Annotated in this window: 1 protein-coding gene; it reads left to right on the top strand. The window is 45.3% G+C overall.

Annotated elements, in window-relative coordinates; translation table 11 throughout:
• Nucleotides 1-323: 323 nt before the first annotated feature.
• Nucleotides 324-1697 (top strand): PTS transporter subunit EIIC, encoded by a 1374-nt coding sequence (locus V7201_RS00110; protein ID WP_335374754.1) that lies wholly within the window; start codon nt 324-326, stop codon nt 1695-1697.
• Nucleotides 1698-1774: the final 77 nt, after the last annotated feature.

Raw genomic sequence — 1774 nt, 5'->3', positions numbered from 1 at the left:
CGCGGGGCTGGCGCTGAGCCTCCTCGTCGCTTCGCTCCTGCGGGGTCTCACCTGTCCAGCTAGGCCCGCAGGAGTCTACGCGCCTTCCACTACAATCAACAGGGTTTAAACATCAACCTTGAACTTTATAAGTGCATTTTTAATTTACAAATTAGATTTCTCACTGGTATGAACCTTTTAACTTAATACTAATACCAACTGATAAATATTATTAAAAAAGGTATAGACAACTATACGTGTCCTTGTTATCATCAAGTTGTAAGCGAATACATTTTTTTGAACTTATACTTTCCATTACATTTATTTATTAAGGGGGAAAAACAATGCGTAATGAAGAACGCCTGGCAAGAGAGATACTTGAGCAGCTTGGCGGCTCGGACAATGTTGCAGATGTCGCTTCATGTATGACCCGTCTGCGCGTCAAGCCTGCAAATTACAGCAAAGTAAATGTGGCTGGCATCAAGAAAATTGATGGCGTGCTCGGTGTCGTTGAAGAAGAAACATTACAGATTATTCTTGGGCCTGGAATTGTCACTAAAGTCGCGAACGAAGTTTCTGAGATTACTGGGAAATCTGCTAGTCTTGTAGACGAAGACGATCCGAATCCTTTCGAAGGGCTGGCTGGCCGCACGAAGGATGATCTTAACAAAAAGAACGCCACTCCGTTCAAATTATTCTTAAGAAGAATCGCAAGTATCTTTATTCCACTGATTCCTGCGATTGTCGCTTCAGGTTTGATTGCCGGTATCACGAACGTAATTGTACGTGCAGGCGCAGACCCTGAATCAGCGATTGTTCAAGTTCTTAACCTGATTGGCTGGGGTATCTTCAGCTACCTTGGTGTATTCGTCGGTATCAATACTGCCCGTGAATTTGGAGGCTCGCCTGCACTAGGTGGTGCGGCCGGTATCCTGATCATCAACCCGGGCCTTGCGAACATTACATTATTTGGTGAAGCACTCGTTCCTGGACGTGGCGGATTAATCGGCGTTATGCTTGCCGCAGCGTTCATCGCATTGCTTGAAAAACGGATCCGTAAATTCGTTCCGTCATCATTGGATATTATAATTACTCCTACACTGTCATTATTGATTACAGGTGTTGCCACATTATTTGTACTTCAGCCAGTCGGCGGTTTCGTTTCTGACCTGATTACAAAAGGCTTGCTTGGTTTGATTGATATGGGTGGTATCTTCGCAGGATTAATTCTTGCAGGAACTTTCCTTCCGCTTGTAGTTACTGGTTTGCATCAGGGCTTAACACCGGTGCACATGGAATTGATCAATACAATCGGCGATGACCCGCTTCTGCCAATCCTTGCAATGGGCGGTGCTGGCCAGGTCGGTGCGGCGTTCGCGATTTATTTCAAGACGAAGAACGAACGCTTGAAAAAAGTAATCAAAGGCGGACTTCCAGTTGGGATGCTTGGAATCGGCGAACCGCTGATTTTCGGGGTTACCCTTCCACTTGGCCGTCCATTCATCACAGCATGTCTTGGTGCAGCTGTCGGCGGTGCTTTCCAGGCATTCTTTAAAATCGCAACGATCGCAATCGGAGTTTCTGGAATTCCTCTTGCTTTCCTTGTGCATACGAACCAGATCCTGCTTTATCTTCTTGGCCTATTAGTAGCCTATGTGTTTGGTTTCATCTTCACATGGACGTTTGGCTTCAAGGATGAAATGGCAAAAGATATTTAATATGAAGTGAAAAGCTCTGGTACTTTGTTCAGCAACCAAAAGTGCCAAAGCTCGACAAATAAGAAAAGCGTAAGCGC

Source organism: Bacillus sp. JJ1122, from assembly GCF_036964885.1.
Lineage (GTDB): Bacteria > Bacillota > Bacilli > Bacillales > Cytobacillaceae > Mesobacillus.
The sequence above is the reverse complement of the archived record's forward strand: the minus strand, read 5'-3'. Positions and strand labels throughout refer to the sequence as shown.

Coding starts and splice junctions, on each gene's coding strand:
- V7201_RS00110 (WP_335374754.1), top strand. CDS start 324: ATGCGTAATGAAGAACGCCTGGCAAGAGAGATACTTGAGCAGCTTGGC.